The organism is Mycoplana rhizolycopersici (assembly GCF_013378445.1).
GTDB lineage: Bacteria > Pseudomonadota > Alphaproteobacteria > Rhizobiales > Rhizobiaceae > Mycoplana > Mycoplana rhizolycopersici.
In genome coordinates, this window is record NZ_JABXYK010000026.1 from 15149 (window position 1) to 40394 (window position 25246).

Annotated in this window: 22 protein-coding genes and 2 pseudogenes; 8 read left to right on the forward strand and 16 right to left on the reverse strand. The window is 60.8% G+C overall.

Translation table 11 applies throughout. The annotated features are described in order from the left end of the window. Positions 1 to 169: 169 nt before the first annotated feature. Positions 170 to 360 (forward strand): annotated as a pseudogene (locus HV823_RS24765) (integrase core domain-containing protein); the annotation flags it as partial. Here the strand turns inward: HV823_RS24765 and HV823_RS24770 are convergent. The 5 genes from HV823_RS24770 to HV823_RS24790 form a co-directional block, all read right to left on the reverse strand. Beyond that, the gene (locus HV823_RS24770) at positions 292 to 450 is read right to left on the reverse strand and encodes a hypothetical protein (protein WP_176952336.1); all 159 of its coding nucleotides are present in this window, start codon (positions 448 to 450) and stop codon (positions 292 to 294) included. The pseudogene HV823_RS24765 and the gene HV823_RS24770 overlap by 69 nt on opposite strands. A 77-nt stretch (positions 451 to 527) precedes the next feature. Beyond that, positions 528 to 1451: a 2-hydroxyacid dehydrogenase gene (locus HV823_RS24775; protein WP_246301956.1), complete on the reverse strand. Its 924-nt coding sequence runs from the start codon at positions 1449 to 1451 to the stop codon at positions 528 to 530. Positions 1452 to 1488: 37 nt separating this feature from the next. Further along, the gene (locus tag HV823_RS24780) at positions 1489 to 2214 is read right to left on the reverse strand and encodes a ribonuclease activity regulator RraA (protein WP_176952350.1); all 726 of its coding nucleotides are present in this window, start codon (positions 2212 to 2214) and stop codon (positions 1489 to 1491) included. Positions 2215 to 2258: 44 nt separating this feature from the next. Further along, entirely contained in the window at positions 2259 to 3989 is a 1731-nt protein-coding gene (gene araD, locus HV823_RS24785; protein WP_176952351.1) for an L-arabinonate dehydratase, read from the reverse strand. A 191-nt stretch (positions 3990 to 4180) separates the two neighbouring features. After that, on the reverse strand, positions 4181 to 4885 hold the full coding sequence (locus tag HV823_RS24790) for an FCD domain-containing protein (RefSeq protein ID WP_176952352.1): 705 nt from the start codon (positions 4883 to 4885) through the stop codon (positions 4181 to 4183). A 107-nt stretch (positions 4886 to 4992) separates the two neighbouring features. Here HV823_RS24790 and HV823_RS24795 point away from each other — a divergent pair, with 107 nt between their 5' ends. The 7 genes from HV823_RS24795 (at position 4993) to HV823_RS24825 (ending at position 12859) form a co-directional block, all read left to right on the forward strand. Further along, entirely contained in the window at positions 4993 to 5724 is a 732-nt protein-coding gene (locus tag HV823_RS24795) for a FadR/GntR family transcriptional regulator (RefSeq protein ID WP_176952353.1), read from the forward strand. Between the two features lie 73 nt (positions 5725 to 5797). Beyond that, positions 5798 to 6760, forward strand: a complete 963-nt coding sequence (locus HV823_RS24800) for a dihydrodipicolinate synthase family protein (RefSeq protein WP_176952354.1) — start codon at positions 5798 to 5800, stop codon at positions 6758 to 6760. Positions 6761 to 6901: 141 nt separating this feature from the next. Further along, entirely contained in the window at positions 6902 to 8410 is a 1509-nt protein-coding gene (locus HV823_RS24805; RefSeq protein WP_176952355.1) for an ABC transporter substrate-binding protein, read from the forward strand. A gap of 69 nt (positions 8411 to 8479) precedes the next feature. Further along, positions 8480 to 9403 (forward strand): ABC transporter permease subunit, encoded by a 924-nt coding sequence (locus HV823_RS24810; protein WP_176952356.1) that lies wholly within the window; start codon positions 8480 to 8482, stop codon positions 9401 to 9403. After that, entirely contained in the window at positions 9400 to 10347 is a 948-nt protein-coding gene (locus tag HV823_RS24815; RefSeq protein ID WP_176952357.1) for an ABC transporter permease, read from the forward strand. The genes HV823_RS24810 and HV823_RS24815 overlap by 4 nt, the downstream gene beginning before the upstream one ends. Further along, on the forward strand, positions 10344 to 11993 hold the full coding sequence (locus HV823_RS24820) for an ABC transporter ATP-binding protein (RefSeq protein ID WP_176952358.1): 1650 nt from the start codon (positions 10344 to 10346) through the stop codon (positions 11991 to 11993). The genes HV823_RS24815 and HV823_RS24820 overlap by 4 nt, the downstream gene beginning before the upstream one ends. Further along, complete coding sequence (locus HV823_RS24825) at positions 11990 to 12859, forward strand: DMT family transporter (RefSeq protein WP_176952379.1); 870 nt, start codon at positions 11990 to 11992, stop codon at positions 12857 to 12859. Before HV823_RS24820 ends, HV823_RS24825 begins: the two co-directional genes overlap by 4 nt. 64 nt (positions 12860 to 12923) lie before the next feature. Here HV823_RS24825 and HV823_RS24830 read toward each other — a convergent pair. The 11 genes and pseudogenes from HV823_RS24830 to HV823_RS24880 all read right to left on the reverse strand — a co-directional run bounded on the left by HV823_RS24830 (position 12924) and on the right by HV823_RS24880 (position 25007). Then, positions 12924 to 13903, reverse strand: a pseudogene (locus HV823_RS24830) (IS3 family transposase). 397 nt (positions 13904 to 14300) lie between these two features. Next, on the reverse strand, positions 14301 to 15728 hold the full coding sequence (locus HV823_RS24835; protein WP_176952359.1) for an aldehyde dehydrogenase family protein: 1428 nt from the start codon (positions 15726 to 15728) through the stop codon (positions 14301 to 14303). 42 nt (positions 15729 to 15770) lie between these two features. Beyond that, positions 15771 to 16928 carry an NAD(P)/FAD-dependent oxidoreductase gene (locus HV823_RS24840; RefSeq protein ID WP_176952360.1) on the reverse strand — a complete coding sequence of 386 codons (1158 nt, stop codon included), beginning with the start codon at positions 16926 to 16928 and terminating at the stop codon, positions 15771 to 15773. Further along, positions 16925 to 18391 (reverse strand): 2Fe-2S iron-sulfur cluster-binding protein, encoded by a 1467-nt coding sequence (locus HV823_RS24845; protein WP_176952361.1) that lies wholly within the window; start codon positions 18389 to 18391, stop codon positions 16925 to 16927. Before HV823_RS24845 ends, HV823_RS24840 begins: the two co-directional genes overlap by 4 nt. Before the next feature lie 22 nt (positions 18392 to 18413). Continuing rightward, positions 18414 to 19520 carry an ABC transporter ATP-binding protein gene (locus HV823_RS24850; RefSeq protein WP_176952362.1) on the reverse strand — a complete coding sequence of 369 codons (1107 nt, stop codon included), beginning with the start codon at positions 19518 to 19520 and terminating at the stop codon, positions 18414 to 18416. Continuing rightward, on the reverse strand, positions 19517 to 20296 hold the full coding sequence (locus HV823_RS24855; protein ID WP_176952363.1) for an ABC transporter permease: 780 nt from the start codon (positions 20294 to 20296) through the stop codon (positions 19517 to 19519). The genes HV823_RS24850 and HV823_RS24855 overlap by 4 nt, the downstream gene beginning before the upstream one ends. Position 20297: 1 nt before the next feature. Beyond that, complete coding sequence (locus tag HV823_RS24860; RefSeq protein ID WP_176952364.1) at positions 20298 to 21188, reverse strand: ABC transporter permease; 891 nt, start codon at positions 21186 to 21188, stop codon at positions 20298 to 20300. A 69-nt stretch (positions 21189 to 21257) separates the two neighbouring features. Then, entirely contained in the window at positions 21258 to 22268 is a 1011-nt protein-coding gene (locus HV823_RS24865; RefSeq protein ID WP_176952365.1) for an ABC transporter substrate-binding protein, read from the reverse strand. 54 nt (positions 22269 to 22322) lie between these two features. After that, entirely contained in the window at positions 22323 to 22676 is a 354-nt protein-coding gene (locus HV823_RS24870; protein ID WP_176952366.1) for a RidA family protein, read from the reverse strand. A gap of 17 nt (positions 22677 to 22693) precedes the next feature. Continuing rightward, positions 22694 to 23542 (reverse strand): IclR family transcriptional regulator, encoded by an 849-nt coding sequence (locus HV823_RS24875; RefSeq protein WP_210270927.1) that lies wholly within the window; start codon positions 23540 to 23542, stop codon positions 22694 to 22696. 109 nt (positions 23543 to 23651) lie between these two features. Beyond that, on the reverse strand, positions 23652 to 25007 hold the full coding sequence (locus tag HV823_RS24880) for an NAD(P)/FAD-dependent oxidoreductase (RefSeq protein ID WP_176952367.1): 1356 nt from the start codon (positions 25005 to 25007) through the stop codon (positions 23652 to 23654). Positions 25008 to 25246: the final 239 nt, after the last annotated feature.

Below are 25246 nucleotides of genomic sequence, written 5' to 3' on the forward strand. Positions count from 1 at the left end.
CAGTCGTAGATTGACGCGGCTCGATCATGCCGAGCCTCCCCGCGTCCTGCTGAGCAAACAGCGGCGCGCTTATTGCCCCGCCACAGTGCGGGGTCTTTTTTTGCTGGCCTCCGGATAAGGTTCCGGGCCGAGTGCGGCGCATAGGCGTCGATCGCTGACACCAGCCATCCATGCGATCCTGGCCTTGTCGAGGGTCACCAAGTGGCACTACATCGCACCGGGAAAGCCGATGCAGAACGGCTATGTGGAGTTCCTCAACGCACGCATGCGTGACGAACTGTTGAATGAAGCCTATTCTTCGGCCTGGATCATGCCCGCAGCGCCATCGCCGACTGGGCCGGCGACAATCGCAGCGGTCGTGTCGCTAAAGCCGGCGCAGGCATAGAGTCCAACGACATCCTTCGTGTTCGACCGGTTGATGTTCTCGATGGCGCCTTCGCCCGCAACCATTCGGCGGCAATCAGGTTCTTGAACATGCGGAGTTGCCTTGAATGAGATCTATGCAATTGCGCGTCCCCAAGGCCGGTCTATCGTTTCGCGAAATGTTCAAGAAGCGCCTCGACCAGCCGGTCGCCCATCTGCTGGCGCGTCTCCCGCGTGCCGCTGCCCATGTGTGGCGAGAGCACGACGCGCGGGTCTTTTCGCAGCACTTCCGGCACATGCGGCTCCTTCTCGAATACATCGAGGCCGGCCCCTGCGATGCCGCCCCGCGCCAGGGTCGCAATCAGCGCCGGCTCATTGACGATGGTGCCACGGGAGATGTTGACCAGAAAGCCATCCGGGCCGAGAGCATCGAGTACATTTTGATCGATGAGGCCGATGGTCTCCGGCATGGCCGGGCAGGTCACGATCAACAGGTCCGCCCAGGCGGCAAGTTCCTTAGCGGTCCGGAAGTGGGCCATATCCACGGGCTTCTTGCGGGGTCCTTGGTAAGCGACCGTGGCGCCCGTTGCCTGCAGACGTTTGGCAACGGCGGAGCCGATATGCCCGAGACCAATGATACCTGTTTTCAGCGACCGTAGGGAACGGCCAAGCGGAAACGTGCCACCATTCTCCCAACTGCCATCCCGCACGAAATCATGTCCGCGTACCGTGCCGCGGGTCACCGATATGGCGAGCGACATAGCGAGATCGGCGACATCTTCCGCGAGGATTTTCGAAGTGTTCTGCACCGCGACGCCGCGCGCCTGCGCGGCCTCGACATCGATGCCGTCGAGGCCGGCGCTGTAGCTGGAGATGATTTCCAGCGCCGGCATGGCATCGAGCATCGCTTTGTCTATATGGGCATGGCGCACCGCGATGCCGCGGATCTTCGGCCCATGCTCGGCAAGCAGGCGCATGCCCTCATCATGGTCCTTTGGAAAACGGATGATGTCGAATGCCGCCTGCAGTTCTCGCTCGGTCTTTTCCGGGAGGTGTGCTGCCTGAAGAATGGTGATGTCGTTGTGCATGTGATCCGCCATGTCCTTGAGGAAAATCGGGACGATTTCACCGGCCCTTGGCCTGACGCCATGCAGTGAAGTCGACCTTCGTCTGCTCCTTCGTCGGCGGGTATAGGCCGATGATCGAACGACCTTTCAACACTTCCTCAGTCACGAAATCCTCAAAAGCGGTCATTTCCACGGCCTCGTCGGCAATCTCGTCGGCAATACCTGCAGGCACGATGATCACGCCTTCCCGGTCGCCAACGACAACGTCGCCCGGCCAGACCGCGACATCGCCGCAGCCGATCGGCATGTTGATGTCGAGTGCCTGATGCAGGGTCAGGTTGGTCGGCGCCGAGGGACGGTTGTGATAGGCGGGTATGTCCAGCTCGCCGATTTCCGGGCTGTCGCGAAAACCACCGTCTGTCACCACACCGGCCACACCGCGCACCATCAGCCGCGAGACAAGGATGGAGCCGGCAGAGGCCGCACGCGCATCCTTGCGGCTATCCATGACCAGCACCGAGCCGGGCGGGCACTGCTCGACAGCGGCGCGCTGCGGATGTTCCGGATTCTGGAAAACCGAGATCTGGTTCAGGTCTTCGCGCGCCGGGATGTAGCGCAGCGTGAAAGCCTGACCGACCATGTTCTTCGCCTTGGGCGCAACGGGGCGCACATCCTGAATGAACTGGTTGTGCAGGCCCCGCTTGAACAGTGCCGTGCAGAGCGTCGCGGTGCTGACGGCTTCGTATTTCTTGCGGGTGGCGTCGGAAAGGGTGTACGCGGTCATGGTTCCTCCAATCAGAAATGTGTGCCGGCCGGAAATGCGGGCAATCAGAAAATATCGGGCTCGCCGGCAGACTTGCCGAATTCGGTTTTCAGGAAGTCGAAATCGCAGCCGTCATCGGCCTGGGTGATGTGCTTCGAAAACATCCAGCCGTAGCCGCGCTCGAACTTGTCGGCGGGGGCGACCCATTCAGCCCGGCGCCTCGCCAAGGTTTCCTCGTCCACAAGCATGTCGATCGAGCGGTTCGGCACATCGATCCGGATGATGTCGCCGGTGCGGACAAGCGCGAGCGGGCCGCCGACATGGGATTCCGGCGCGACATGCAGAATACAGGCGCCATAGCTTGTGCCGCTCATGCGAGAGTCGGAAATCCGCAGCATGTCGCGAATGCCCTGCCTGATCAGCTTCTTGGGAATCGGCAGCATGCCCCATTCCGGCATGCCCGGACCGCCCTTCGGACCTGCATTGCGCAGCACCATGATATGATCGGCCGTCACGTCGAGGTTTTCGTCCTCGACCGCCTTCTTCATCTCGGGATAGCTGTCGAAGACAAGGGCGGGGCCTTCATGCACGCGCAGGCGCTCCTCGCAGGCCGACGGTTTGATGACGCAGCCATTCGGCGCAAGGTTGCCGCGCAGGACAGCGAGCGAGCCCTCGTGATAAATCGGGTTCGAGAGTGGCCGGATGACGTCGTCATTATACACTTCGGCGCCTTCCAGCGTATCGCCCAGCTTGAAGCCGCTGACCGTCATGACATCGAGATCGAGCCGGTCCTTCATCTGCGCCATCAGCGCGCGCAGGCCGCCGGCATAGTAGAAATCTTCCATCAGGTATTGTTTGCCCGAGGGACGGATATTGGCGATGACCGGCGTCGTGCGGCCGGCCGCATCCAGCTCGTCGAGCGTCAGCGGCACGCCGGCACGGCGCGCCATGGCGATCAGGTGCACGACAGCATTGGTGGAACAGCCCGTGGCCATGGCGACGGCGACGGCGTTGTCCACGGACTGGCGATTGATGATCTTGTCCGGCGTCAGGTCCTCAAACACCATGTCGACGATGCGGCGGCCGCAGCGGGTGGACATACGAATATGGTTGGCGTCTGCGGCCGGGATCGAGCTTGCGCCCGGCAGCGTCAGGCCCATGGATTCGGCGATTGCAGTCATCGTGCTTGCCGTACCGAATGTCATGCAATGACCGTAGGAGCGGGCGATGCCCTCTTCCACGCCAGTCCACTGTTCGTTGGTGATTGTTCCGGCGCGGCGCTCGTCCCAGTATTTCCAGGCATCCGATCCGGAGCCCAGATATTCGCCCTTGTAATTCCCGCGCAGCATCGGGCCTGCCGGCAGGAAGATCATTGGGAAACCGGCGCTGATGGCACCCATGACGAGCGCCGGCGTGGTCTTGTCGCAACCGCCCATCAGCACAACGCCATCGACAGGATGGGAGCGCAGGAGCTCCTCGGCCTCCATGGCAAGGAAGTTGCGATAAAGCATGCTCGTTGGCTTCAGTGCGCTTTCGGAGAGCGATTGCACAGGCAATTCGACGGGATATCCCCCGCCCTGCAGCACGCCGCGCTTCACGTCCTCGACGCGGTGTTTGAAGTGCGCGTGGCAGGCATTGAGATCGGACCATGTGTTCAGGATCGCGATGATCGGCTTCTTGCCCCAATCCTTTTCGTCATAGCCCATCTGCATCAGGCGCGAACGGTGGCCTGAAGAGCGGAGATCGTCGGGGGCGAACCATCTGGCGCTGCGCAGCGCACTGACTGTCTTGGGCATGGGCGTTTCCTGTGCGTGATCTGGTCTTGCTTCGGGAAGTAGCACAGGCGGAACACAACAGCAATACACTAATGCATTAGTGTTTATATCAAGAACTTCGGCCACTGCCCCACCGGATTCGGCCTGACGATATATTCGGATCAAGGCGGAACGTCGCCGCCAAGACAGGCGACGTCAGGATGCGGAGAGCTTCAGTCCGCCTGAACGAAATCAGGATAACGCTCGACAATGCTGGCAACCATGGAAAGAGTGCCGGAGAGATGTAGCTTCATCGCCTGTTCGGCCCGTTCGGGATCGCCCGCCGCAAGCCCATCGATGATCGCATCGTGATTATCGACGACGCGGCCCTTGCCGACATTCGGTAGGTTGAGTCGGCGAAGCCGGTCGATATGACCGCTGTGGCGCCGCACCACCGGCCACACATCCATCAATCCGGCCTCTTCATAGAGAATGTAATGGAAGGCGCGGTCGTGGCGCAGGAAGTCCCCATATTCACCAGATGAAACGAGCGTCTTCAACTGAGCATTGGCGTTGACGAGACGATCGATGAAGCGGCGGTCCGGTTTGGACGCAAGTTCATAGACAATCTCCTGCTCGACCGCACGCCGCATAAAATGTGACTGTCGCGCAAGATTGATATCGATCTTGGAAACCAGAGTGGCATACTGCGGATAAACGGTGACCAGCCCCTCCTCCTCCAGCCGCATCAGTGCGTCGCGAACCGGCGTCTGGCTGAGGCCGAACTGCTTCTGCAACTCCAGGCGCGATAGTGGCGTACCCGGCGCGAGCTCCAGTTCGAGAATTTTCTCGCGAAGATATTCGACGATCTGCGGGGCGATTTGGCGCGTGCGGTCCAGTCCGGTACGATGCTTGGCGAGGGGCAGATCAGAAGTCACAGACGTCTTCCTTTTTCAAATCGTCTTTGACTGTTTTAATGCATTAATGCTTTAGTGAAAAGCAGCCCGCCTATTTTGTGAAACCGACGGTAGAAGGCAGCGCCTCCTTGGCAGACGATACAAACCCTGTTGCAGACATACCTGAAATAAGACCGTCCAGCTATGCCGATCAGGTCTACGGTCATGTTTTGCGTGATATCTTGAAAGGCGCATTTCCGCCGGGCAGCCGGCTGCCATCCGAAAGCGATCTCTCTGATCGGTTCGGCGTATCCCGTCCCGTCATTCGCGATGCTCTGGCGCGTCTACGGCTGGATGGCCTCGTGGAAGCCCGTCGCGGCAGCGGCACCTATGTGCTGACCACGCCGTCGCGCAGCCTGCCCGATCTTGCCGACCTCACCGATATCTCGCGCTTCTTGCGCTATCAGGAACTGCGGCTCTGCATCGAAGGTAACGCGGCGGCACTTGCGGCCGAGCGGCGCACGGACAAGGCGCTCGGTGACATCATTGAAGCGCATGAGGAGTTTTCAAGCCAGGTGGCCCGTGGCCTGCTTCTGGCGGAAAGCGACCGCCGTTTTCACCTGTCGATCGCGGAGGCGACCGGCAATGAGTTTTTCAGCATGGCGCTTGAGGGGCCGAACGTATCGCTCAGCAGCTTCATGAACGTATCGCTGTCGCTGACCCGCTCGGGATCGCCGGCCCGCGCCCGCAAGGTCATCGGCGAGCACGCCGATATCGTTGAAGCGATCCGCAACAAGGATCCGGTCTGGGCCCGGGTCGCGATGGAAAGCCACCTTCTGCAGGCGCGCCGGCGTATGACGAACGGCGATCTCGACCCTTGAAAGCAGATATGTAATTTTTCTTTACAACTTTTTCCAAATTCAGTAAGGATAGTTGACTTCAGGAGGGTCAACTATGCGACAACCACTTGCTCCGGCCGACTACGCATCTTCCGTGGTCGCCGTGCCTCCCATCGCGCTCAATGCCGATCATTCGGTGAATGCGAGCGCGAACGAGGCTATCATCAAACATATCGAAGCGGGTGGGGTGAACATCCTGCTCTATGGCGGCAATGCCAATCTCTATCATTTCGGTCTCGACGATTACCGGGCCTCCATGGAAGCGATCAAGGCATCGACCGCCCCAACGACACATCTCATCACCTCTGTTGGGAGCGACTTCGGCAAGGCGATGGCGCAGGTGCCGATCGTCCGGCATCTCGGCTTTAGCAATGTCATGGTCCTGCCGACCAGCTTCCCGGCCGATCCGGCCGGCGTTGCCAATGGTGTGCGCAAGCTCGCCGCTGCTTTCGGAAGCGGCCTCATTCTTTATCTCAAGCGCGAGAACTACGTCGAACCGGACGAACTGGCCAAGCTGATCTCCGAAAAGGCAGTCAGCTTCGTAAAATATGCCGTTGAGAAATCGGAAGCCGCTGACGACCCTTACCTCGATGCGGTGCTTTCGGCGATCGGGGCGGAATATCTGGCCAGCGGCATGGGCGAAACGCCGATACATGACCATCTCGGCAAACGCAAACTGACGACCTATACGTCCGGCGCCGTCTGCATTGCCCCGACTGCCGCTTCGGAGCTTCTCGAGCTCTACAAGTCCGGCCGTACCGCAGAGGCCTTCGAGCTCAGCAAGCCTTTTCTGCATTTCGAGAAGGTAAGGATGATGCTCGGCGGCCTTCAGGTTCTGCACGATGGCCTGCGGCTGTCGGGCGTTGCCGATACCGGTCCGTTAATGCCGATGGTCTCGAATCTTCCGACCGACAAGCTGGCGCGCGCCAGCGACGCTGTCGAAGCCCTAAAATCCGCAGAGGAACAGGCAGTTTCGCGGTCGCTGGCAAACCGGAGGCGCGGCGTCCACGTTAGTTGACAGGCACGTGTATCTACACTAATACATTAGTGCTCTAGTGTGTTTTCTGCAGCTTGGAGGCGCTTTCCGCCAGCCTCGCGCATCCAGCGCGGGGCCAGGCAATAGTCACATCGAAGTCTTTATCTGGGAGGAGAAATGACAATGACGATGAAATTCTCGAGGGGCGTATCGGCGGCGCTGATGACGATCCTGCTTTCCGGCGCAGCCCATGCTGCCGAGGGGGAAGTCAAAATCGTGCTGCCCGAGCAGCCAGCTAACCTTGAACCCTGTCGATCGATCCGCTCTGACATCGGACGCGTCATCAATTCAAACATTACGGAAACGCTGACCAACATCGAGCCGGAGAAGGGCACGGTTGCGCCATGGCTCGCCGAAAGCTGGGAGCAGGTCAACGACCTCACCTGGCGTATCAAATTGAAGTCCGGCGTCAAGTTCCAGGACGGTACTGACTTCAACGCCGAGGCCGTCGCGAAGTCGATCGACCGGCTGATGAACCCCAAGCTCACTTGCGACAGCCGCTCAAAGTTCGGAGACGTCAAGCTGACACCAAAGGCGATCGATGCGACAACGCTCGAAATCACGTCCGACAGCCCCATCCCGATCATGCCGACGCTGCTCGGCACTGTGCAGATCGTCTCGCCAAACATGCCGTTCGACAGCGAGACCAACGCACCAGTGGGCACCGGCCCCTACACGCTGGAAAGTGCTGGCAACGAACAAATCGTCCTGGCCCGCAGTGACAGCTACTGGGGGGCAAAACCCGAAGTGACCAAGGCGACCTACGTCTGGCGCAATGAATCCGCCATCCGCGCGGCCATGGTGGAATCCGGCGAGGCCGACATGACGCCGTCGCTCGCCGTGCAGGACGCCACCAATCCCGACACCGATTTCGCCTATCTGAATTCCGAAACGACCCGCATGCGTATCGATGCGGAAATTCCGCCTCTCAACGATGTGCGCGTCCGCAAGGCGCTGAACCTTGGAATCGACTGGGACGGCATGGGCGAAGCTCTGTTCGGCAAGGACGTACTGCGGGCATCGCAGATGGTGGTTCCCGGCGTCCTCGGCCACAACCCGGATATCAAGCCCTGGCCCTATGATCCCGAGCAGGCCAAGAAGCTGATCGAGGAAGCCAAGGCGGACGGCGTTCCGGTCGATACCGAAATCGTCATCATCGGCCGCAACGGCTTCTTCCCGAACTCCGCCGAGTCCCTGGAAGCGATGATGGCCATGTGGCAGGAAATCGGCCTCAAGGTGTCCTTGCGCCAGCTCGAAGCCGCAGACTGGGTTCGTTATCTCGATAAGCCTTTCCCGCAGGGCCGCGGCCCGACACTCTTCCAGCAGCAGCATGACAACAACACGGGCGACGCCGGTTTCACCGCCCCTGTCATGTTCCTGAGCGAAGGCCAGTATTCGACGATTGCCGATCCGGCACTTGATGTCGTTCTGAAAAAGGCGATGGCGGCGACCGGCACGGAGCGCGAAAAACTCTTCCAGGAAGCCTTCCTCAAGGTCCATGACGAGATCGTCGCCGATATCCCAATGTACCACATGATCGGTTACGTCCGCGTCGGCAACCGCCTGGACTGGAAGCCGGATCTGAAGACAAACAGCGAAATCGCGCTGTCCCAGATTAAGTTCAAGGACTAACCTTGATCTAAGGCACGGCGGCAGGAGCGTCGTGCCTTTTTCTCTCTTTTCGCTGTGGAAGGAATGGCTGTGTTTGGCTTTATCCTGAGACGTTCGGCCCAGAGCCTGATCGCCGTGATCGGCCTGCTTGTGCTCGTCTTTTTCTTGTCGCGCCTTACCGGCGATCCGGCCTATCTCTATCTGCCGCTGGATTCCTCCGAGGCGCAGCGTCAGGCTTTCTCCGAAGCCCACGGCTTCAACGATCCGCTCTACGTCCAGTTCGGACGCTACCTGCTCGGCGTCGCTAATCTCGATTTCGGCACAGCGCTCAGCCGCAACAGGCCGGCGATGGAAGTGGCGCTCGAAGCCTTTCCCCAGACCCTGAAGCTTGCAGCGATCGCCATGACGCTGGCGCTCACGCTTGCGATCGTCGTCGGCTCGCTGGCGGCGGCCAAGCCTGACAGTTTGTTCGATCGCCTTGCCAGCACTGCCTCCCTTGCCGGCGCCAGCGCTCCGGACTTCTGGGTGGCGATCGTCGCCATCCTCGTCTTCTCCGTCGGCCTCGGCCTGCTGCCGACCTCGGGAACGGGGACGCCGCTGCACTGGATCATGCCCATCTTCGTCCTGACGCTGCGCCCCTTCGGCCTTCTGGTGCAGGTGGTGCGCGGTACGATGATCAGTGCGCTCGCCTCACCCTATGTGAAGACGGCGCGCGCCAAAGGCGTGCAGCGCTCGCGGATCATCTTCCGCCATGCGCTCCGCAACTCCTTGCTGCCAGTCATTACCGTTGCCGGCGACCTCGCCGCAAGCCTCGTCAATGGCGCCGTCGTCGTCGAATCCATCTTTGGTTGGCCGGGTATCGGCAAGCTGATGATCGATGCGATCATCCGGCGCGATTTCGCCCTGATCCAGGCGACCGTGCTGATCACAGCCGTTGCGATCTTCGTTCTCAACATCCTGATTGACCTTCTCTACGCAAGGCTCGATCCGCGCATCAGGTTTCAAGCGAAATGAGTATGCCAGAGATGACCATCTCCGCAGACACCAAGCCAAAGACGGCCGGACGTTTTCAGGTCCTGCACCTGGTTGCCCGCAACAAACTGGCGCTGGCCGCTGTGATCTTCCTTACCCTCGTCGTGCTCTGTGCCATCTTCGGCCCCTGGTTGATGGGCGACCTGATCGACAAGCCGAATTTCCGTGCCCGCAACATGGCGCCGTTCAGCTTTGCCCAGGGCTGGGCCTACGTGCTCGGTGCCGATACGCTCGGCCGCAGCCTTCTTGCACGCCTGATCGTCGGCGCGCAGAATACGCTTGGCATTGCCCTCTTCGCGGTGTTCTTCTCGATGCTGATCGGCGGCTTCCTCGGCCTGATCGCAGGCTATTCCCGCGGGCTTCTCAGCAGCATTATTCTACGTGTTGCCGATATCGTCATGAGCTTCCCCTCGCTGCTTCTGGCGCTGATCGTGCTCTTCAGCCTGGGTCCCTCGGTTACCAACCTGATCATCGTTCTCGCGATCACCCGCATCCCGATCTACCTGCGCACGACACGCGCCGAGGTGCTGGAAGTTCGCGAGCGCATGTTCGTAAGCGCCGCCACGGCGCTGGGTGCCGGACACGTGCGGATCGTTTTCCGCCATATCGCCCCGATCGTTCTCCCGACGCTCGTGACCATCGGCGCCATCGATTTCGCGACGGTGGTTCTAGCTGAATCCTCGCTGAGCTTCCTTGGTCTCGGAATCCAGGCGCCGGAATTCACCTGGGGCGCCATGGTGGCAACCGGCCGCGGTTACCTCGCCAATGCTTGGTGGATCGCCTTCTGGCCAGGCCTTGCTATCCTTCTCACGACGCTCTCGCTCAACATTCTCTCCAACTGGTGGCGCACCTATGCCGATCCGCAGCAGCGCTGGCGCATCGAACTTGCGCGCTCGAAAAAGGGAATTCCGGAGAAACGCACATGACCGCTTCCCATCTCCTCGAAGTGAAGGATCTCACCGTCGACTTCTTGTCGCTGGGCGGCGCCTTCCGGGCCACCAATGGCGTCAGCTTCCATGTCGATGCCGGTGAAACGCTGGTCATCCTGGGAGAGTCCGGCTCCGGCAAATCGGTGAGCGCCAGCGCCATCATGGGCCTGATCGACACCCCGCCCGGCGATATCTGTTCCGGAACCATCACCTATCGCGGCAGGAACGTCGACAAATGCAACGCCGAAGAACGACGCGACCTTAACGGCAAGAAGATCGCCATGATCTTTCAGGACCCGCTGTCGCATCTGAACCCGGTCTATCCGATCGGCTGGCAGTTGGCGGAGGTCTTCTCGGCACACGGACTGGCAACCGGCGCGGAAGCCCGCGCCAAGGCGATCGACATCCTCGGCCGCGTTGGCATTCCCGAGCCGGAAAAGCGCATCGACCAGTATCCGCATCAGTTTTCCGGCGGCCAGCGCCAACGCATCATGATCGGCATGGCCATCGCGTTGCGCCCGGAAATCCTGATCGCCGACGAACCAACGACAGCGCTCGACGTCAGCGTGCAGGCGCAGATCCTCGATCTTCTAAAAAAGTTGCAGGCCGAGGATGGTCTGGCGATCATCATGATCACTCACGACCTCGAGGTCGCCGCCTCGATGGCCGATCGCGTTATCGTCATGAATTCCGGCCGGATTGTCGAGGAGGGCGAGGCGCGCGCCGTCTTTGAAAATCCGCAGCACAGCTACACCCGCACCCTGATCAATGCCCTGCCGCACGATACGGCGGAAGGTGCCAGCCGCCGCTCCACTGTCGAGGCCGGCAAGCCAATCCTCGAGGTGAAGAACCTCAACAAATTCTACGGCCTTTCCTCCGGCTTCTTCGCCAAGCATACGCAGCTGCATGCGGTGAAGGATCTGAGCTTCAATGTGGCGAAGGGTGAAACTGTCGGCATCGTCGGCGAAAGCGGCTCGGGAAAATCCACCGTGGCGCGCGTGCTCCTGCGGCTGAACGAGGTATCGAGCGGTCAAGCACTGTTCCACGGCCGCGACATCTTCCAGATGGACGCGAAGGAACTCCTGACCTTTCGCCGCAAGGTGCAGATGGTGTTCCAGGATCCCTACAGCTCCATGAATCCGCGCATGACCATTTTCGACATCGTCTCGGAACCCTGGCGCATCCACAAGGATATCCTCGACAAGCCGCGCTGGCGCGACCGCGTTGTCGAATTGCTCGATCTCGTCGGCTTGAAGCCGGAGCACGCTGACCGTTATCCGCACCAGTTCTCCGGCGGCCAGCGCCAGCGCATCGCCATCGCCCGTGCGCTCGCCTGCGAGCCGGAACTGATCGTCTGCGACGAGGCGGTGTCCGCCCTGGACGTTTCCGTGCAGATTCAGGTCATAGATCTGCTGGCACAGCTGCGCGACCGGCTCGGCCTCGCGTATATCTTCATCACCCATGACCTGCCGATCGTGCGTCATTTCGCAGATCGGATCATCGTCATGAAGAGCGGGGCGATCGTCGAACATGCCCGCACCGACGACATCTTCCGTAATCCGCAGCATCCCTATACGCGCCAGCTGATGAATGCGACGCCGAAGCCGAAATGGGAAACCGAACCGGCAACCGTGCCGGCATGAGGTCCTGCGCCATGCCCGCGACCATTGCGGGCGCGCTGTTCATGGCCGCCAACTCGCTTGTCGCGGCCATGGACGGCGTTATTGTCCGACTGATCGCCGGTGAGATACACCCCCTCGGGATCGTCTTCTTCCGCAATCTGTTCAGCCTTCTCGCACTCTACGCGATCTTTCCCCGCAGCCGACTGCACAGCGACCCGGGGATTTCCTTCTGGGTGCATGCGTTGCGTGCTGTCATCAAGCTCCTGGCGCTTTTCTCCGGCTTCATGGCCGTCACGCAGATGCCGCTGGCTTCGGCGACGGCGATCGCCTTCACCATGCCGCTCTTTGTGATGCTCGGCTCGGCGCTGTTTCTCGGCGAACAATTCTACGCGGCCCGCGTTGCAGCACTCGTGCTTGGTTTTGCTGGCGTGCTGATCGTGCTTCAGCCCGGTCCGGGCACGCTCGATACCGGTGCGCTCTGGGCTCTGGGAGGCGCGATAGGGCTGGCGGCGGTAGCGCTGCTGATGAAGGTTTCGGCTAATCGCGAAGACCCGTTGCGCATCGCCGGGATCAATCTCGTCATCACCGTTCCGGTCGCGCTTCTGATCGCCATCCCGGTCTGGACCACCCCTACCCTCTATGCGCTGGGGCTCACGGCACTTCAGGGTGTCGGCGGCCTTATGGCTCAGCTCGCCTTCGCGCGGGCGATGAAGCTGGCAGATGCCTCCCTGCTCGTCGTCGTCGACTTCATTCGCCTGCCGACGGCGCTTTTCTTCGGCCTCGTCCTTTTCGGCGAGCCGATCAGGCTTGCGGTGGTCGTCGGCGCCGTCATCATTCTTTGCGCCATTCTAGTACTTTTTCATCGGGAGAGTCGCGAGCGACCTTAGCTTTTGGTGTTCTGGAAACGAAGGCGTAGTGGTCTGCCCCCCATGGGGTGATCCGGTTGGAATGTTAGTGCATGCTTGGCCTGCTGGCCAACGCTGGTCCGTTCTGGCGAGGCCAAATGGTCGTTTCGGGTGCCGGTGGCTTGTAGCCCAGCGATGAGTGCGGCCGCACGGTGTTGTAGTGACATCGCCAGTTTTCGATGACGATCTTTGCCTCCTTGAGCGTGTGGAAGATTTCACCGTTGAGCAGTTCGTCACGGAGCTTCGAATTGAAGTTCTCGCAATAGCCGTTTTCCCACGGACTGCCCGGCATGATGTAGGCGGTCTTGGCACCCACCGCCGCGATCCATTCCCGCAACGCCTTGGCGATGAACTCCGGCCCGTTGTCGGACCGAATTTGCATTGGGACGCCGCGCAGGATGAACAGTCGGAAAGCACGTCGATGACATCGACGGCCTTCAGCCTCCTCTCGACCCTGACGGCAATGCATTCGCGCGTGAACTCGTCGTTCACATTGAGCATGCGGATTTTCCTGCCATTGTGTGTGCGATCCTCGACGAAGTCGTGCAGCATCGCAGTGATGCGACGATAGCCATAGCGGTGATACTGGAGAGCGAGCGCCGTGATGTCGGCGGTCAACGCTGCTTCGTCATCCGGGGTCTTTGCGATCTTGCGCTGCGTCGAACGATGCTGACCGGCAGGCCCGTCTCTCGGACACGCCCAGTTCCCCGATGACATGATCCACGCAGGCGCGGCGGCGGGCGGGGCTTAGAAGTTTCCCTTGGCGGCCTTCTGCCAGGATCATCTTGTCCAGGGTGAGATCGGAAACTGCCCGCCTGAGCCTGGCATTCTCGGCCTCCAGTTCCTTTAGTCGCCTCACCTGATCACCCTTCAGGCCGCCGTATTCGGCTCGCCAGCGATAGTACGTAATTTCCGCCCCCCTTTCGACCGGATCGCTTCCGCCATCGATTTGCCTTGCGCATTCAGAACGTCAACCTGACGGAGCTTCGTGACGTTCTCTTCTGCCTTGTGTCTTTTCCCTGCCATTTCAATGTCCTTCCTCGGCTCGAAAGCCATACGTCAAGAAAGATCACTTTTCACGGGGCCGACCAGGTCACGGCGAAGTAACAAATTGGGTCAATTTCATGGGATCGCACCGCCCTACTCTGGCCCATGCTGTAACTGTCCCCGCTGTCGCCAGTTCAGGGGTGGCCCTCTAGTGTTCCTTAGGCGTGCATTGAGGTCTTAAAGTTCTTGTGTCGGTTCAAACCGACCTGCATTTCGATTTGTCTCGCCGCCTGCATCATAGATGCTTATCGCAGGATAAAATGTCCCCTGCGGCGCAAAGATCAAGCTCGTATTGGTAGCTACCGCATACCGTTTTTTTCCGCGCTCCGCCGCCAGCCGTGCACGCCGGCGAACCAGCGCGCACGATTCATTCAAACTATTCCCCGTGGCCGACCACGCTCTTGATCTCTTGGAAGTCATGGATCCCAAAGTCGGCGTATTCCCGGCCGTTGCCCGACTGCTTGTAGCCCCCGAACGATGCCATCGTGTCCCACGCCGGATAGTTTAGATAAACCGAACCGGCCCGCATGCGCGAGGCCACCCGGCGGGCTCGTTCGATGTTGGTCGACTGAACGTACGCGGCGAGACCGTAGACGGTGTCGTTGGCGATGCGGATTGCGTCTTCCTCATCCTCATAGGAGATGATCGAGAGAACGGGTCCGAAGATTTCCTCGTGGGCAATGGTCATGTCGGGCGTGACATTGCCGAAAACCGTCGGCCGGACATAGTAGCCGCGGTTGAGACCGTCCGGGCGGCCGAGACCGCCGGTCACTAGGGTCGCACCCTCTTCGATGCCCTTCTCGATCAGGCCCTGGATCTTGCCGAACTGCACATCGCTCACGACCGGGCCGAGATTCGTATCTTCCGAATTCGGGTCACCGGTGCGGAATGCCTCCGCCGCGACCTTGGCGATCGCGAGTGCCTCGTCGTGGCGATTGCGCGGAACGAGCATGCGGGTTGGGGCATCGCAGGACTGTCCGGTATTGCTGAAGCAACCGCGCACGCCCTTCGTGACCGCCGTTTCGAAATCAGCATCGGGAAGGATGATATTGGCCGACTTTCCGCCGAGCTCCTGGGCCACACGCTTCACCGTATCGGCCGCCGCCTTCGCGACGATGATGCCGGCTCTGGTGGAGCCGGTAAAGGAAACCATGTCGACGTCTGGGTGGGAGGCCATCACCTGGCCGACATCCGGTCCGGTGCCGTTCACCAGATTGAATACGCCTTTCGGCACGCCCGCCTCATGCATGACCTCTGCGAAGACGATGCCGGAAATCGGCGCAATCTCCGAGGGCTTCAGGACGACGGTGCACCCTGCCGCGATAGCCGGAGCAACCTTGCAGACGATCTGGTTGAGCGGCCAGTTCCAGGGCGTGATGAGCGCGCACACGCCGATCGGCTCCTTGACGACCGTCGTCGAGCCGCGCTTTTCGGTGAATTCGTAGCTCTCGAATGCCTTGATGGTGGATTCGAGATGCCCCCGGCCTGCCCAGGCCTGTGCATCCCGTGCGAAGGCCAGCGGTGCGCCCATTTCAGCTGATACGGCCTGTGCGATGTCTTCGAAGCGCTCGAGATAGACTTCGTGGACGCGCTTCAGAAGGGCAAGCCTTTCGGCGGGCGTCGTCCGCGAAAATGTCTCGAAGGCCGCTTTGGCGGCGGCGACAGCCTTGTCTACATCGGCTGCGGAACCGACGGAGATGCGCGTGAAAGCTTCCTCGGTTGCCGGATTGATGACGTCTAACGTCTTCGGCGAAACCGGCGATACCCATTCGCCATTGATGTAGAATTGTTTATGATTGCTCATCGAGCTGTCCTTCCTGTCATTGTTTCGAGGCTTTCCGACATTTTACGCAAGGACGATGCCCCCTTCGACGATCGGTCCCGTCTTCTCGAAACGGTCGAGCGCGAACGGTTTCATGCGATGGTCGATGCGGCCCTTGGCAATCGCTTCCGCCAGCAGCCGGCCGGCCGCTGGCGCACCTGCAAACCCGTATGACCACCCGGCGGAGAACCAGAGGTCCTTGAGGTCCGGATGCTCTCCCATAAGCGGCGCGTAGTCCGTCGATGCATGGAACTGCCCCGCCCAGTGGCGCAGAATGCGCACTTCGCCAAGCTGCGGAAACATTTCCAGATAGACCTTTGCCATATTGGCCATCACCGGCACGTCGACCTTCAGCGACATGCGCGGCCGTTCCGGCACCTCCGTGCCGCCCACCACCTCACCTCGCGAGGTCTGATGGAAATAGGCGAGGCTGTCGATCAGGGCGATAGCAGGCTTGATGAGCGGGCGTGTCGGTTCAAGCGCCATCGCTTCGATGCGCATGCCGAAACCGTCCAGCGGAACCCCTGCCATTGCCGCGATATCGGGGTTGTTCGGGCCGGCACAGGAGACCACGCAATCGGCCTCAATGCGGTGATCGTCGACGAGCACCGCGCTGATGCGTGAGCCCGTACGCTCCAGACCGGAAATCGCCGTGCGGTAACGAACGTCCACGCCGTTGCGCTGGCAGAAGGCCAACAGGCCCTTCATCACCGCGTGGTGGGGCGCCACGCCACCATCCGGCTGATGCTGTACGGCCTGCACGCGGGATTTGTTGATTGCGGGAAGCAGATCGTCGATCTCGCGCCGCGACAGCATCCAACTGTTGACGCCGAGGCTCTGCTGCACCTTCAGCCCCTCGCGCAGCATGGCCTCGCTCTTTTCGGTCTCGGACACCACGGAGTAACCGCGCTGCGTGAACATGACGTTCTCGCCCAGTCGCTTGGACCAGCTTCGCCATTCATTGACCGTCAGAACGAAAAGCTCCGTCCACGCCACGGATGCGAAGCCCGGGCGGATGAGCGTGCCGTTGCGGCCGGAAGCCCCGCCCTGCCAATAGCCGGCGTCGAACACCAGGATGTCCTTCTGGCCCTGCTCGACGAGGTTGAGGGCGACGGAAAGACCCTGAACACCGCCACCAATGATGACGACGGATGCCCGTTTAGGAAGCGGCAACGTGTTCATCGGTCAGGCTCCACCAATGAGGCTAGGCCCGCGGCCTGCGCGACGGTGATTGAGCGGCGCGGCGGCCGGTGGGTTGGGCGGGCAAACGTCTCGGGTTCTGCACCCACCCGCGCAGCAAGCAAGGCAAGCATGTTGTCCCAGCAGGGAAAGCCCTGGCAGGTCCCCATGCCGCAAGAGGTCAACCGCTTCAGAACCTCCGGATCCGTTTCTCCCGCGTCGATATGGCTGTAGAGCTCGCCCGCAGTGACATCCATGCACGGGCAGATCAATGTGTCTGGATGCACGTGGCGTGTCGCGTGGATGCGCTCATCGCCGCGCGCCGCCGAGCCTATGATGGAGACCGAGGGTGGCAGAGGGCGAGCCTCCACCTGAAAAAGGCCCTCGCCGGCGGTCTGGAACCCGAGGCTCGGGTCCGCCCGCCAGGGTCCCGCATGTACCACGACATCGCACCGGATTTGCGCACCGGCGCGGACGCCCGTCACGCGACGGCGGCCTGAAATTTCGATGAGGTCAGAGACCGGGCCGCGATGAACCACATCGACACCAAGGGCGCACAACTTTTCCGCGACGTCCACCTCCGCGCCCGTTCCAACCACGGCCACACGCTCACCCGGTTTCACACGATGGACGGCGGCAAGTTGCAGCGCGGAGTAGGCATCGAACACACCCGGCAACTGGCTGCCCTTTACCAGGGGCGGCATCGAACGCCGTCCTGTCGCAAGAACCGTTTCGTTCGGAAGCAAGGCGACGGCGCCGCGACGGTGATCATGCGGCGCCGCGACCATAAGGGTGCCGTCGCGGTAGGCGCCGAAGAGTTCCATGCCGTAAAAGAGGCGCACACCGGAATTCAGTTCCTCAACGGCCGCTCCCATGGACCTGGCGAAACGTGCGAGGCTATCGCCGCGTGTGACGAGCGCCACCGTCTGACCGAGCGCGGCGCGCCTGTTCGCCTCGGCGATCCCGGCAGGACCGCCACCGACAACGAGGCATTCCACCTCCAAACGTTGACCGGGGACGATGGCTGGCACAGTGGCAATGTCTGCAGGGCGTGCGACGCCGGCGAGGTTTGCCATCGTCCTTTCCGCAAGGCGATAGGCCAGACCGCTTTTCGGCATCCACGCGCCATGCTCAAATCCGCCATAGACCAGTTTGGCCGGCAAGGCCTGCGCGAAACGAAGAACATCGAACCGCGGCGATGGCCACGTATTCTGCATTTCGACGACAAGCCCCGTCTCGACGGGAAGCTGATCGAGACGCACATTCGGTCGGCCGTTGACGCGCGCCAGTACACCGGTCGGGTTGGAACCACTGTACCCCAGCGGACGATGGACCTTCCGCGAGCGGGCGAGCGTGGTAATGCCCGCACGCCACAAGGCGGCCGCAACGGTGTCCCCGCGCCGCCCGGTGATGGATGTCCCGTTCCAGAAGAAGGTTACCGCAAGTTGGCGGCTGTCTTGATCCATGTCGTTGCCTTGTCCGTCTCTTTCATGCGCCGATGATAACGATGTCGTCAGGGGCCCAGGCCATGCCGATCCTGTCACCTGCCGTCATGCCGGAGATGGCGGTGACGTCACGGCTGCGGACGTTGATCTTGCTGCCGTCATTCATGCGCACGACCAGTCGATATTCTACGCCCAGATAGATCTTGTCTTCGATCACACCTTCGCCGGCGTTGACGCCCGGCGATCCGGCGGCGACGGCGCGGATCCGCTCCGGACGAAGGACCACGCAGGCGTTGTCCGTCGAGGTGAAGGCTTGTCCCCGCGGATCTTCCTTCGGCAGACTGACATTCCACCCGTCGCCTTCGACGACCACGCCGTCCGGCGTTATGCGCGCCTTACCGTGCAGCAGGTTCGCCTCGCCGATGAAATCCGCGACGAACTCGGAACGCGGCTGCTGGTAAAGCTCGTGCGGGCTACCGATCTGCTCGAGACGGCCGTCTTTGAAGATGGCGATGCGGTCGCTCATGACCAGGGCTTCTTCCTGATCATGCGTGACGGATACCACGGTTGCGCCGACCTGCCGCGTGATGTGCATGATTTCGATCTGCATCTGCCCGCGAAGCTTCTTATCCAGCGCCGCCATCGGCTCATCCAGAAGCACGATGTCGGGTTTGAAAACGAGGGCACGCGCAAGCGCCACGCGCTGCTGCTGGCCGCCGGACATTTCCTTCGGATAGCGTGCCGCACAATGCGCCAGACCGACGATCTCGAGCATTTGCATGCTGCGCTTCTCGCGCTCCGCACGCTTGATGCCTCGCGTTTCGAGGGGGTAGCCGATATTCTCCAGCACCGTCATATGCGGGAAGAGCGCGTAGTCCTGGAACATCATGCCGATATTGCGCTTTTGCGGCGGAACGCCGGTCATGTCACGCCCATCGATCAGAAGGCGACCGGCCGACGGCTGAATGAAGCCGGCAATCGCGCGAAGCGATGTCGTCTTCCCGGAACCTGACGGGCCCAGCATCGTTAGGAACTCGCCCTTCCTGAGCTCGAAGGACACGTTGTCGAGCGCCTTCACGGGCCCGTAGAGTTTCGAAACGCCTTCAAGCTTCATTGCCGTGGTGGCGTTGTTCTGGAGAGCAGCGTTCATGATCTTACGTCCCTGAATTTGTATGAAAGGAGGACGCCGAGCGCCGACAGAAGAATGAGAATGGCTGCAACGGCGGCCGTTGCCGGATCGAGATTGGTGCGGACCTGGTTCCAGATCATGATCGGAACGGTCCGGGTCTGTACATCGGCAAGGAAAAGCGCAATGACGACTTCGTCCCACGACGTGATGAAGGCGAACACTGCGCCGGAAAGCACGCCCGGCATGATGAGCGGCAGCGTGACGCGCTTGAAGGTGAACCAGCGGCTCGCACCAAGGCCAAGGCTGGCGGGCACCAGCGAGGGGTTCACCATGCCCGCGCTTGCAAGCACGGATACAACCACGAACGGGATCGCCAGCACCGTGTGCGCCAGAACGAGCCCAAGCCGCGTGGCGACGAGACCCCATCCCGAAAACACCATATACATGCCGACCGCAAGCACGATGACCGGCGTGACCATCGGGCTGAGCAGCAGTCCCATGACGACGGTCTTGCCCCGAAAGCGATGCGCGTGCAGCGCAAGGGCAGCCGCCGTGCCGACGACGGTCGCAAGCGCTGCCGCCGCAATCGCGACGACAAGGCTGTTGATCAGTGCGCTTTGCCAATCGGCCGCGCCGATGACCTTGCCATACCAGTCCAGCGTGAACCCGACAGGGGGGAATTCCAGCGTGGTCGTCGTCGTGAACGACATCGGTACGATGATCAGCGTCGGCAGAAGCAGGAACAAGGCCGTCAGGCCAACGATGAGCCAGAAGAGCGCGCGTCTCAGACGGTCCATGTCATACCCCATCCTTCGAGCGGCCGCGCGACTGGAGCACAGCGCGCGCAGCGCCGAACAGCCCGAAGGCAATGGCGGTCAGAACCATGAGAACGACGGCGAGTGCCGCACCGAGGCCAAAATTGAGCTGCTCGTTGAACTGGCCGGCGATCATCTGCGCGATCATCATGTCACGCGGGCTGCCGAGAAGGGCCGGCGTGATGTAGAAGCCCAGTGCGAGCGTGAAGGCGAGAATGGCTGATGCAGCCACACCCGGCAGCGACAGGGGGAAGTAGATCCGAATGAACCCCTTGAGCCAGCTGGCACCGCAGATGGACGAGGCTTCCACAAGCCTCAGATCGATCTTCTTCATGACGGTGTAGAGCGGCAGGACGGCATAGGGCAGGAGAATGTGGACCATGCCGATCATCACGCCGAACGGTGTGCGTATCAGGCGAATCGGCTTCTCGATCAGGCCCATGGCGATCAGAACGTCATTGATGAGACCGCTGTTCTGAAGAAGTACGATCCAGGAGAAGCTGCGCAGCAGCAGGCTCACCCAGAAAGGAATGAGCAGCGCCACGGTGAGGAGAAGAAGCACCGTACGCCCGCCATGCGCCATGGCATAGGCATAGGGATAGGCCACCGCGACGGTGACCGCCGTCACGATAAGCGACACGCGAAACGTCTCGCCGATCACCCGCAGGAAGACTGGGGTCGTGAAGATCTGCTCGTAGTATTCCACGCTTCCGCCCGGCAGCGAGATCGCGACGAGCCTCAGCAAGGGAAATACGAAGAAGAGTGCGAGGAACAGGACCGCTGGCGCAATCAGCCAGAACGCTGTTGGCACACGAAACGGCCATGGTGCACGCGCCGACACCGGCACGGCGCCATCCTGAGCTGAGACGTTCATCTTAAACCTGAAACACGAGGTTGCGCCTGGACCCGCCCGCTTTCGCGGGCGGATCACTTGCCATATCCGTTACTGGAGAAGCCATTCCTGGAAGCGCAGGTCGACCTTGGCGCCATTTTCGGCCCACCAGTCCGCATTCATCAGAACCTGGGTGTCGAGGTGGTCCGTCGGCAAGCTGCCCTTGAACTTAGCGTCAACAGAAGCAAGCGCGTTCTTGTTGGACGGGCCGTAAGGCATGTATTTCGTGAACGCGATCTGCTGGGCCGGCTCAGTGAAGAAGTTGATCGCCTTCATCGCCGCTTCCTTGTTCTTCGTACCCTTGGGGACGACCCAGTATCCGGTCTGCGAGGTCCAGTTGGTCCAGTCGATCTTGATGCCCTTCTCGGCAACATTGACGGCACGGCCGACCCAGACGAGCGCCATGCCCGCTTCGCCGCTCGAGAGGAGTTGCTCGGACTGCGAGCCGCTTTCCCACCAGACGAGGTCCTCCTTGATCGTATCGAGCTTCTTGAGCGCACGCTCGACATCGATCGGATAGAGATCCTCCAGCTTCACACCATCGGCTATGAGAGCGGCTTCGAAAATACCCGATGCCGCATATTTCCAGACCGCACGCGAGCCGGGAAACTTGTCCGTATTGAAGAAATCCGCGAAGCCCTTCGGCGCCTCGCCACCGAACTCTTCGGCATTATAGGCAAGCACGGTCCCTTCGATATCAGCCGCGACACGATACGTGCCGGCGGCGCCTTCGATAAACTTGGATTTGTCGACCACGGAGTAGTCGATGGGCTCCAGCCACTGCGCGTCGGTGTCGAGGCCGAAACTGTCATCGGTCACGATGAGGTCCAGCGTGACGTTACCGGTTTCCACCATAGCCTTCAGCTTGGCGTTGCTGGAGGAGCTGTCTTCGACGATCTTGATATCTGGGTTCTGCGCCATGAAGGGCTGGAAATAGGATTTCGACTGGGCTTCCTGGTACACACCGCCATAGCTCGAGATCGTAAGTGTCGTATCCGCAGCGTTGGCGACTGTGCCGGCGAGAAGTGTCGCCATGGCAGTCATTGCAAGAATATTACGCATGTTCAGTTCCCCATCCTTTGCTTGGAATTCTTCGATTGTGAATGCGCTTGAATTTTACACAGCCGCCTGGACTGCGATCTCGACGAGAATGTTCTCTGCCGCGAGATTGGCTTCAACGGTTGCGCGGGCCGGCAGTGCCGTTTCCGGAATCCAGTCTTCCCAGGCCTTGTTCATCGCCGCGAAATCCGAGACGACATGCTTCAGCCACACCTGCGCGAATAGGATCTTGGATTTGTCGGTTCCCGCCTTGGCGAGAAGCTCGTCGATGCGCGCCAGAACCTGTGCGGTCTGGCCGGCGACATCCTGACTGCGATCGGCCGGAACCTGCCCGGTGACATAGGCGATACCGTTGTGAACGAGCACATGGCTCAGGCGCTTGCCGTTCGGTTCAAAGCGTTGGATGGACATTCGGTCTCCTTACGAAACTAAGTTTGTTGCTTGATTGTGCCGGCGGGCTTCAGCCCCTTCGCGGCACTCGAAATGGCCCGCGCGGTGTTCACGAGCTGTGGGGCAAGATCCGACAGGACCTGCTCTGGCCGCCACCGGCTGAACGGCACGGAAATATTTATTGCGGCAAGCGGCTGGCCGTCAGCGTTGACGATGCACGCGCCGACGGCGATGTCGCCGACGTAGATTTCCTCCGTAGTAAGGGAAAAGCCGTCCGTATGGGCGCGCTGCAGGAGCTCCATCAGCGCGTCGGGATCCGTAACGGTATGGGCGGTGAACGCCATCCTGTTGGATCGCTCTATATACTCCCTCGCTGCCTCTTTCGGCAGCGCCGAGAGATAGGCGCGGCCTGCCGCCGTGCAGTACATCGGAAGACGTTGCCCTATCGGAACATGGATCGGCATTTCCTTGTGGCTCGTGAACCGCGCCACATACACCATGTCCGTTTCCCACGGCTCGAGCAGGTTGCAGCTCTCGCCCGTCTGGCGATTCAGCTGCTGGATGAAGGGGTTCGCCCTCTCGACCAGTTCCGCGGTCTGGAGATAGCCGGTTCCCATTTCCAAAGACTTCACGGTCAGCCGATATCGCTTGGAGCCGCCGTCACGGGCGAGGTAGCCAAGAGCCTCCAGCGTGAATACGGAACGCTGCACGGTGCTCTTGTTGAGGCCGGTGGCATCCGCAAGTTCCAGCAGGTTCATCGCGGGTCTCGAAGGGCCGAAGGCCGTCAGAACGGAAAGGCCTTTGGCAAGAGCGGTGACGTAGAGAGGTGAATCTTCAGCTTCGGTCATAGTAGCCAATCGCGTCAGGTTGGAGATACCTGCAGTCATAGCATTCCCCTCCCTGCTGTCACGATGCAACGGTGGCGTGTGGCTTGTCCGCCCCCATAGGACCGGAGCGAACTCAGATGACGCTGCGCCGTAAAGCTGCTGATCATGTTCAACCTGCCTGCCGCGCTTCGCGCGCGTCCTTCGCATGCAGCCAGCGATAGGCCATCCACTGTCCAAGCCGGATGAACGACGCGAGCGGATAGCGCTCCGGTTCACGGGTCAGGAATGTCGCACCCGTCTCGAACGGCTTGCCGGCCGCCATCATCGCCAGCTTCGTGCCGAGGTGAATGGAGAAGGACACGCCACTGCCTGCATAGCCACCGGCGGTGAAAACCGCGCCGAGCCCCGGCACCCGATAGCAGAACGGCAGGGAATTGCGGGTGACTGCGACCCATCCACCCCACCAGTTCTCCACCTCGATCCCGGCGAGTGCCGGAAACTTTCGCGTCATCGCGTCATAGAGATATTGCCGGTGGCGGGGCGCCGCCGCGTCCGCGCCCGAAATCGCACTGCGTCCGCCGAACAGCATGCGGTTGTCGGGAAGGCGGCGGTAGTAGAAGAGCAGGCCACGGGTATCGAACATGCAACTGCCAGAAGGCAGGCTCGCATCCACCTGCGCTTGTGTCATCGGGGCGGTGACAATGATCTGGGAATGGACGGGCAGAACCCGGGCAGCCAGTCGTGAATGCAGTTGCGACGACGTATAGCCATTGGTCGCCACGATGACCCGTTTGGCGCGAACCGTGCCGGCGGGCGTCGAAAGGTGATGAACATCGCCTTTGGTCTTCCAGCCGACGACGGGAGAATTCGTATGAACGCGCGCACCGTGGCTGCGCGCCATGCCATGAACACCCTGCGCAAACTTCAAAGGATCGAGGGAGAACCCGTCAGGCAGATGCAGAGCGCCATGACTTTCCGGTCCCTCATGAATGCCACGCACGCCCGCGGCGTCGACATAGCGTGCGGAATACCCGAGAACCGTATTGTAGAGTTCTTCTTCCCGCCTCAGCGCTGCGGCATGGCCGGCGAACGTTGCGACCTTGTAGACGCCGTCCGGCTGCTTGTCGCATTCGATGCCACCGTCTGCGATCAACGCGCGAACGGTATCGAGACCTTGGCGAAGTTCACCGAAATAGGCCCGAGCGACATCCGCACCATACGCCATGATCAGGGTCGACCAGGGCATACGCCCACCGGAGATGCGGGCAAAGCTGCCATTTCTTCCGCTACATCCCCATGCGGAAGACCGCGCCTCGAGAACAGTGGCTTTGATCCCGTGATTGCGCCCCAAAGCCAATGCTGCCGATAGGCCCGTGTAGCCACCGCCGATGATGGCAACCTCGGTGTCGACATCTCCTGCGACTGCCCCATCATCCTCAGGTTCGTTCTTACTCACTCTCAGCCAGTATGAGTCCGGATTGGACTGCTTCTGATCTGGAAACGGGTGGACGAGGGGATCGTACATTCAGACCTTCTATCGCTATGCGATATTTTTATATCGATATAAACATCACATCGAAAAATTTTCGATTTGTCAACATCGTTTTTCACGCGATATGCTGAACGCAGCGATCGACCTCCTACGCAGCAAGCTGGAGACCACCTTTTTGGTCGGCAGGAACGGCGCAGCAGAGAAGCACGATGGGACACGGGGAAAAGGGGCGGTCAGGTGCCGCCCCTTTTTGTTGCATCTTGTAGCGATAC